The sequence below is a fragment of the Polaromonas sp. A23 genome, assembly GCF_002001015.1.
Classification (GTDB): domain Bacteria; phylum Pseudomonadota; class Gammaproteobacteria; order Burkholderiales; family Burkholderiaceae_C; genus Polaromonas.
Map to the genome: position 1 here is coordinate 1 of NZ_MUNO01000032.1, position 8,418 is coordinate 8,418.

Below are 8,418 nucleotides of genomic sequence, written 5' to 3' on the forward strand. Positions count from 1 at the left end.
CCCCGAATCCGCTCCCGCTTTCATCCCCCACCCTTCTGTATGCGCCGAGGAGCGGAGGGCCAGACGGAAAAGGACGGGCGATTGTCTGAGCGAAGCGAGTTCGAGCCCGGCCCCGGCTGGACCGAGCACCGCAGGTTTCCCTCCGCAGCGCCAGCGAAGGAGGGACGCAGACAGCAGGGTCGCCTTTTCTTTTGCTTACTTTTCTTTTGGCGAAGCAAAAGAAAAGTGAGTTGCCGCCGGGCAACCCCCGGCTTGTTGGAAGACCCGCAGTCGCACAAGCGTGCACAGGCTTCAATAAGCTCAGCCCAAACGGCTGTAGCGGCCTCAACCCTTCGACAGGTCCAAGAAAAACCTAAAGAAACCGTTCCAGCAACCGCCGCGACGCCCTGTCCAGTCCGCCCATGTCCTTCACACTGAAATGCACGCCATGACCGGCGGCAATCAGCAACGACTCGCGACTCAGGCGCCGGATGTCTTCCTCACCCTTGAGCACAAACGAGGTGTCGCCGCGGTCAGTCTCGACTGTCCAGGTGCTGGGCGTTCCGAAACTCGACACACTCTTGAGGCGCGTGATCTCGGGCACAAAATCGCGCAGCGCGAGCTCTTCCTCGAGCAGGCTGCGCAGCGCCGGTGGCAAGCCGTCCAGGCTGTCCAGCCAGACCAGTTCGTGGCCCTCGCTCCCCACCAGTGAAATGCCTTCATCGGGCGCAGCGATCGGGAATGCGCGCACGGGCACCACGCCCAGGTGTTGCTGGCCCTTGCTGTCGGTCAGCAGCAAACGCCCGGAGGCGTGCCGTTCAAGCTGGAAGGAGGCGTCTTCAATGGTGGGAGTGGTGATCATTGCAATCTCTCAGGCGTTGCCGCCGTGTTGTGCCGCGTAGGCCACCTGCGAAGTGGCCAGCGCGATGCGCCCCTCTTCAGCGTCCAGATCGCCTTCGTTGTCCACCTGGCGTGCCTGCGCTTCGTACAGTCGCCAGTAGGCGCCCTGTTTCGCCATCAGTTCGTCATGCGGCCCGACCTCAACCACCTGGCCGCGGTCCATCACCACCAGCCGGTCGGCCTTGCGCAAGGTGGACAGGCGGTGCGCAATCGCAATCGTCGTGCGGCCCTGCACCAGGTTGTCGAGCGCTTTCTGGATTTCCTGCTCGGTCTCTGTGTCCACCGACGAGGTGGCTTCGTCAAGAATCAGGATGCGCGGGTCAATCAACAGCGCGCGCGCAATCGAAATACGCTGGCGTTCGCCGCCCGAAAGGCCCTGGCCGCGCTCACCGACCAGCGAGTCGTAACCCTGGGGCAGCCGCAGGATGAACTCGTGGGCATGGGCGGCACGCGCCGCGCCCACAATCTCGGCGCGGCTGGCGGCCGGCCTGCCGTAGGCGATGTTCTCGGCGATCGTGCCGAAAAAGAGAAACGGCTCCTGCAACACCAGCCCGATATTGCGGCGGTAATCGGCCACGCCAAAACGCCGGATGTCGGTACCGTCTACGCTGATGCTGCCGTCGGTCACGTCGTAGAAGCGGCAGATCAGGTTGACCAGCGTGCTTTTGCCGGAACCGCTGTGGCCGACCAGGCCAATCATCTCGCCGGGCTGGATCACCAGGTCCAACCCACGGATCACCGCGCGGTTGCCATAGCGAAAGCCCAGGCTGTTCATTTCGATGCGGCCCTGCAGCGGCGCCATGGGCACCGGGTTGGCCGGTTCCGGCACGTTGGAGACGTGGTCGAGGATATCGAAAATACGCTTGGCGCCGGACGCCGCTTTTTGGGTGACCGACACAATACGGCTCATCGAATCGAGCCGGGTGTAGAAACGGCCGATGTAGGCAATAAAAGCAGTCAAAACACCCACGGTAATTTGCTGCTTCGACACCAGCCAGATGCCGAAAGCCCAGACCACCAGCAAGCCGATTTCAGTCAGCAGCGAAACCGTGGGCGTGAACAGTGACCAGACCTTGTTGAGCTTGTCGTTGACCATCAGGTTGTGCTTGTTGGCGTCACGAAACCGCTGAGCTTCGCGCTTTTCCTGGGCAAACGCCTTGACCACGCGGATGCCGGGAATGGTGTCGGCCAGTACGTTGGTCACCTCGGACCAGACGCGGTCGATTTTCTCGAAGCCGGTGCGCAGGCGCTCGCGCACTGCGTGGATCATCCAGGCAATGAAGGGCAGCGGCAACAGGGTCACCAACGCCAGCCAGGGGTTGATGGAAAACAGGATGACCGCGGTCATCAGGATCATCAGCACGTCGGTTGCAAAGTCCAGCGCATGTAAGGACAGGAAAACATTGATGCGATCGGTTTCAGAGCCGATGCGCGCCATCAGATCGCCCGTGCGTTTGCCGCCAAAGTAGTCCAGCGACAGCTCCAGCAAATGATCAAATGTGGCAGTGCGTAAATCCGCGCCTATGCGCTCGGACACCAGCGCCAGCAAATAGGTGCGGGCCCAGTTCAGGCCCCAGCCGACCAGCGCCGCCGCCAGCAGCGCGCCCAGGATGGCCAGCACCTTCCAGGACTCGATCTGCTGGCCGTTCTGGAACGGAATCAGGATGTCGTCGATCAGCGGAATGGTCAGGTAAGGCGGCACCAGGGTAGCGGCCGTGGACGCCAACGTCAGGGCAAACCCGGCGAGCAACTGCCCGCGATAAGGCCGGGCAAAGCGCCAAAGCCGCAGCAGCACCCAGGTGGAGGGGGCGGTATGCAGCTCACGCGCGCAGGCGGGGCAGTCGTCGCTATCGGGCGGCAGGAGGGCATCGCAAAGAGGGCATAACGCGACTTCATCGCCACCCGCTCCGGTGTCGCGCGGCGCTGTTTGCTGCTCAAACAGGCGCAGCAGGCGCAACACCTGGAGATTGGCCGCCAGGGTGAATCGCCAACTGGCCATTCGGGTGCCACCGCGGTGAAGCTCCAGGGTTCCGACGCCGGCATGGTCAAAATGCCGCAGGGACAGGGCCGAACCGCCCTCCACCGGGTCATTTTCATGCAAGGCCCAGCTGTTCCAATGGCCTGTGCCCGTGTCCTGCGCCAGCAGGCGCCGGTCGGTCAAAGCCAGCAAACCGCTGGAAAACCGAAGTTGCTGGTCAAGGTCAACCAGCACCGTGGATAAAACGTTCTCATTGGCTGTGAGTTGCGCGCGCAGGTCTGCCTGTGCTTGGCCAGCCTCGCTGGAGGCGTCAACCGGGTGAGAATGTTGCATTGTGATGAAGAGGGCCGGGTAGCGGTACCCGGGAGTTTTCAGAGTCGGAAACAGGGATTTTCGCCTAAGTCGGACCGGCGGCAGCCTTATTCGGCGCCGGGACCGGAAAACCTGCCTTTAATAACCGGAAACGCCCGTTCAGGGCGCTTCCTTGAAAGAACGCTGCCCCGGCCCGGCCGGTTGACCGAAGACATAAAAACATGAGCAAAAAGGACGACATCCAGCTTCTGCGCATCAACTACCTGCGTGGCCCCAATATCTGGACTTACCGGCCCGTGCTGGAAACATGGCTCGACCTCGGGCACATGGAAGACTTTCCGTCCAACCTGCTTCCGGGCTTTAGCGACCGGCTGTTGGCCCTGCTGCCCGCCCTGGCGGAGCACCACTGCGGCGTCGGTGAACGCGGTGGCTTCAAGCAGCGCCTGATCGAAGGCACCTGGGCCGGCCATGTGCTGGAGCATGTGGTGATCGAGTTGCTGAACCTGGCCGGAATGCCCACCGGTTTTGGACAGACCCGCAGCACCTCCCAGCGCGGTGTTTACCGCATGGTCTTTCGTGCGCGGGACGAGCAGGTGGCGCGCAGCGCGCTGGCCGAAGGCCACCAGCTGCTGATGGCCGCTGTCAACAACGACCCGGCGACCCAGAAATACGGCGAAGCCGAGCTGCAGGGGGCTGTCGGCCGTGTGCGCGCCAAGGTGGACGAGTGTTACCTCGGCCCGAGCACGGCGGCCATCGTCGCCGCCGCCACCGACCGCCGCATTCCGCACATCCGCCTCAACGACGGCAACCTGGTGCAGCTGGGCTACGGCGCGAGCCAGCGCCGCATCTGGACGGCAGAAACCGAATTCACCAGCGCCATTTCCGAAGGCATCGCCAGCGACAAGGACCTCACCAAAAGCCTGCTGGCCTCCTGCGGTGTGCCCGTGCCCGAAGGTGAAATTGTGAACAGCGTGGAAGAAGCGTGGGCCGCCGCCGAAGACATCGGCCTGCCCGTGGTCATCAAGCCCACTGATGGCAATCATGGCCGGGGCATCTCGCTGGACCTCCAGACACAGGAGCAATTTGAAGACGCCTTCCACCTGGCCGCCCGCCATGGCAGCGAAGTGATGGTCGAACGTTTTGTGCGCGGGCACGAGCATCGCCTGCTGGTGGTTGGCGGCCGGGTGGTTGCCGCAGCCCGCGGTGAAACCGCTTCAATCACCGGTGACGGCCGGTCCAGCGTGACCGAACTCATTGAAACGCAGCTCAACACCGACCCGCGGCGTGGCGCAAGCGAGGACTTCCCGCTTAACCCCATCCGCATCGACACCGACACAGCAGTCCAGTTAGAGCTGCAGCGCCAGGGACTGGGACCGCTTTCCGTTCCCGCCGCCGGCCGCGAGGTGTTGATTCAGCGTAACGGCAATGTAGCGATCGACTGCACCGACGACGTTCACCCCGACGTGGACTACGTCGTTTCACTGGCGGCCCGTGTCGTCGGCCTGGATATCGCCGGGGTTGATGTCGTGGCGCAGGACATCTCGCGGCCGCTGCACCTCCAGGGCGGCGCGGTGGTTGAGGTCAACGCCGGCCCCGGGCTGCTGATGCACCTCAAGCCCGCCGAGGGTGCTCCGCGTCCGGTGGGACGCGCCATCTGCGACCACCTGTTTCCCGAAGCGCCCGATGGCACGCTCGTCGGCCGGATACCGGTGGTCGGTGTGGCCGGCTCGGCGGGCACGCAAGATGTGGCACGCCTGGTGGCCTGGCTGCTGCAACTTTCGGGGCGGCATACCGGGCTGGCCTGCCGCGACGGCCTGTTCCTTGACGGCCGCTGCCTGGACGCCAGCGACTGCACGCATTGGGAAGCCGGCCAACGCTTGCTGATCAACCGGGCCGTGCAGGCAGCCGTGCTGGAAAACAGCGCCGACACCATTTTGCGCACCGGTCTGGCCTATGACCGCTGCCAGGTCGGCGTGGTCACCGACCTGGGAGGCTCCGCTGCGCTCGGCGAGTTCGATATTGCAGACGAAGAGCAGATGTTCAAGGTCATGCGTTCGCAGGTTGATGTGGTGCTGTCGGAGGGCGTGGCTGTCCTCAATGCCGCTCATCCCGCCATTGTTGAAATGGCCGGGCTTTGCGATGGTGAAGTTATTTTTTATGCCGCCGACCCTGCCTTGCCGGTCATCAGCACGCACCTGCACGGCCATGGCCGGGCCGTGTTCATGCGGCAGGGCAAAGTGGTGCTGGCCAACGGCTCGAACGAAGCCTTTTTGCCCGGCCTGGACAAACTCTCCAAATGGCAGGGCCGCCACGCACCTACCGCCGAGGGGAGCCTGCTTGCCGCCATTGCGGCCGCGTGGGCACTTGGCATTCCACTCAACCTGATTGGCGCAGGCATCGAAGCCTTCGAGTCCAGCGCAACCCAGCCCGGAAAGTCCCGCTGATGAAAGTCTCTCGCCTACGCGCGCTGCGCGGCCCCAACCTCTGGAGCCGTCATACGGCATTGGAGGCCATCATTACCTGCACCGAAGCAGAGTGCTCCATTGACTCGCTGCCCGGGTTTGAGCCGCGCGTGCGCTCGCTGTTTCCGGCCATTGGCGCCCTGCGTCCGGGTGCTTATGTCGGCCCCGTTTCGCTGGCCCATGTGCTTGAATCGGCCGCCCTCGCCTTGCAGGCCCATGCCGGCTGTCCGGTCACCTTCAGCCGCACCGCCGCGACGCTGGAAGACGGCGTCTACCAGACCGTGGTGGAGTACAGCGAGGAATCGGTAGGCCGCCTGGCCATGGAGCTGGCCCAGGCCCTGGTGCACGCAGCGCTCAATGAAGCCGGTTTTGATCTCGATGCCGCCATCGCACAACTGCGCGACCTTGATGAAGACGAACGCCTGGGGCCGAGCACCGGCGCCATCGTCGATGCAGCGGTTGCCCGCGGCATTCCCTACAAACGCCTGACCAAAGGCAGCCTGGTGCAGTTTGGCTGGGGTTCACGCCAGCGCCGCATCCAGGCGGCCGAGCTGGACGCCACCAGCGCGGTGTCGGAATCGATTGCCCAGGACAAGGACCTGACAAAGAAGCTGCTGTTGGCCGCCGGCGTGCCGGTTCCCATCGGGCGGCCCGCAACAGATGCTGACGACGCCTGGGCAGCAGCGCAACAAATTGGTATGCCGGTCGTGCTCAAGCCGCAGGATGGCAATCAAGGCAAGGGCGTGACCGTCAACATCGTGACGCGCGAACAGCTCGACGTTGCTTTTCAGACAGCGGCCGAGCACGGCATCGTCATGGTTGAAAAATTCCTGCCGGGTAACGACTTCCGTTTGCTGGTGGTCGGCAACAAGCTGGTAGCCGCCTCGCGGCGCGAACCCCCGCAGGTGCTGGGCGACGGGCTGCACACGGTGCGTGAACTGGTCGACCTCGTCAACCAGGACCCACGCCGCGGCGAAGGCCATGCAACCTCGCTGACCAAAATCCGCTTTGACGATATTGCCGTGGCGCGGCTGGAAGCCCAGGACCTGACGCCCGAGTCAATTCCGGCGCGTGGCCGGCGCGTCGTCCTGCGCAACAACGCCAACCTGAGCACCGGCGGCACCGCCACCGATGTCACCAGCGACGTCCATCCTGAAGTCGCTGCCCGCGCGGTTGCGGCCGCGCAAATGGTCGGCCTGCATATTTGCGGTGTCGATGTGGTCTGCGAAAGCGTGCTGCGTCCGCTGGAAGCACAAAACGGCGGCGTCGTCGAAGTCAATGCCGCGCCCGGCCTGCGCATGCACCTGTCCCCTTCCTATGGCAAGGGCCGGGCGGTGGGCGGCGCCATGATCAACGAGTTGTTCGCACCCGGCGACGATGGCCGCGTACCGGTGGTGGCCGTCACCGGCACCAACGGGAAGACCACGACCACACGCCTGATTGCCCACCTGCTGACCGCCAACGGCCTGCGTTGCGGCATGACCAACACCGACGGCGTCTGGGTCAATGGCCGGCAAACAGACAGCGGCGACTGCAGCGGCCCCAAGAGCGCCCGCAACGTGCTGATGCACCCGGACGTGGATGCCGCCGTGTTTGAAGTAGCCCGGGGCGGTGTGCTCCGCGAAGGCCTGGGCTTTGACCGCTGCGAGGTGGCGGTGGTCACCAATGTCGGCAGCGGCGACCACCTGGGCTTGAACTACATCACCACCGTGGAAGACCTGGCGGTGCTCAAGCGAGTGATTGTGGAAAACGTCTCGCCTGCCGGTTATGCCGTACTCAACGCCGCAGACCCCATCGTTGCCGCCATGGCGTCCTCCTGCCCCGGCAACGTGATCCTTTTTGCGGCCGACAGGCACCACCCGCTGATGGCGACGCATCGCGCGCAAGGCAAACGCACGGTTTATATCGACGGCAATGTGCTGGTAGCCGCCGAAGGCGCCTGGCGCGAACGTATTCCGCTGCAAAGCATTCCGCTCACGCGCGGCGGCAGCATCGCTTTTCAGGTTGAAAACGTCATGGCCGCACTGGCGGCCGCATGGGCTGTCGGCGTGACCTGGGACACCCTCAAAAGCGGACTGGCCAGTTTCGTCAGCGACGCCAACAACGCACCCGGCCGCTTCAATGTCATGGACTACCGCGGCGCCACCGTCATTGCCGACTACGGCCACAACCCCGACGCCATGCGCGCTCTCGTCACCGCAGTGGATGCCATACCCGCCAAGCGCCGCAGCGTGGTCATCAGCGGCGCCGGCGACCGCCGCGACAGCGACATCCGCGACCAGACCGTCATTCTGGGCAAAGCCTTTGACGACGTCATCCTGTACCAGGACGCCGCCCAGCGCGGCCGGGCAGACGGCGAAGTGATGGGTCTACTGCGCGAAGGCCTGGCAGGCGCTGCCCGCACCACACACATCGAAGAAATTCGCGGCGAGTTTGTTGCCATCGACGCCGCGCTGGAACGCCTGAAGCCCGGCGACCTGTGCCTGATTCTGGTCGACCAGGTGCAGGAGGCCCTGGAGCATCTGGCTGAGCGGGTGAAAGAGGCTCGTGATGCCAAGCAGGTGGTGGTGGCTGCTTGAGTAGCTACGCGGCGGTATCACGCTGCTTTCCCGGTTCGCCTTGAACAGTAGGCGCAACTCCCCACTCCCACCCCTAGCCCCTCCCTCGCCCCGCTGGGCGATGGAGGGGGACTTCATTTGGCCGCGTGTGCTGCGCTCGCGTGCAAACATGACGGCCGCGTTCTCGACCTGACGCGCTTCGCGCGTCAGGTCTCCCCGCATCCGCATC

General features: G+C 64.3%; 4 protein-coding genes. 2 read left to right on the plus strand and 2 right to left on the minus strand.

All coding sequences use genetic code 11. The features are described from left to right. Positions 1-352 precede the first annotated feature (352 nt). On the minus strand, positions 353-841 hold the full coding sequence (locus tag B0B52_RS16475) for a DUF1854 domain-containing protein (RefSeq protein ID WP_077594757.1): 489 nt from the start codon (positions 839-841) through the stop codon (positions 353-355). Positions 842-850: 9 nt separating this feature from the next. After that, the gene (locus tag B0B52_RS16480) at positions 851-3,190 is read right to left on the minus strand and encodes an ABC transporter ATP-binding protein (protein WP_077594758.1); all 2,340 of its coding nucleotides are present in this window, start codon (positions 3,188-3,190) and stop codon (positions 851-853) included. A gap of 200 nt (positions 3,191-3,390) precedes the next feature. On the opposite strand from B0B52_RS16480, the gene cphA (B0B52_RS16485) reads away from it, so the two are divergent. Then, positions 3,391-5,613, plus strand: coding sequence for a cyanophycin synthetase (gene cphA, locus B0B52_RS16485; protein WP_077594759.1), 2,223 nt, complete (start codon positions 3,391-3,393; stop codon positions 5,611-5,613). After that, a complete protein-coding gene (cphA, locus tag B0B52_RS16490; protein ID WP_077594760.1) occupies positions 5,613-8,210 on the plus strand; it encodes a cyanophycin synthetase in 2,598 nt (865 codons plus the stop codon). Before cphA (B0B52_RS16485) ends, cphA (B0B52_RS16490) begins: the two co-directional genes overlap by 1 nt. Positions 8,211-8,418 lie beyond the last annotated feature (208 nt).

Coding starts and splice junctions, on each gene's coding strand:
- B0B52_RS16480 (WP_077594758.1), bottom strand. CDS start 3,190: ATGCAACATTCTCACCCGGTTGACGCCTCCAGCGAGGCTGGCCAAGCA.
- B0B52_RS16475 (WP_077594757.1), bottom strand. CDS start 841: ATGATCACCACTCCCACCATTGAAGACGCCTCCTTCCAGCTTGAACGG.
- cphA (WP_077594759.1), top strand. CDS start 3,391: ATGAGCAAAAAGGACGACATCCAGCTTCTGCGCATCAACTACCTGCGT.
- cphA (WP_077594760.1), top strand. CDS start 5,613: ATGAAAGTCTCTCGCCTACGCGCGCTGCGCGGCCCCAACCTCTGGAGC.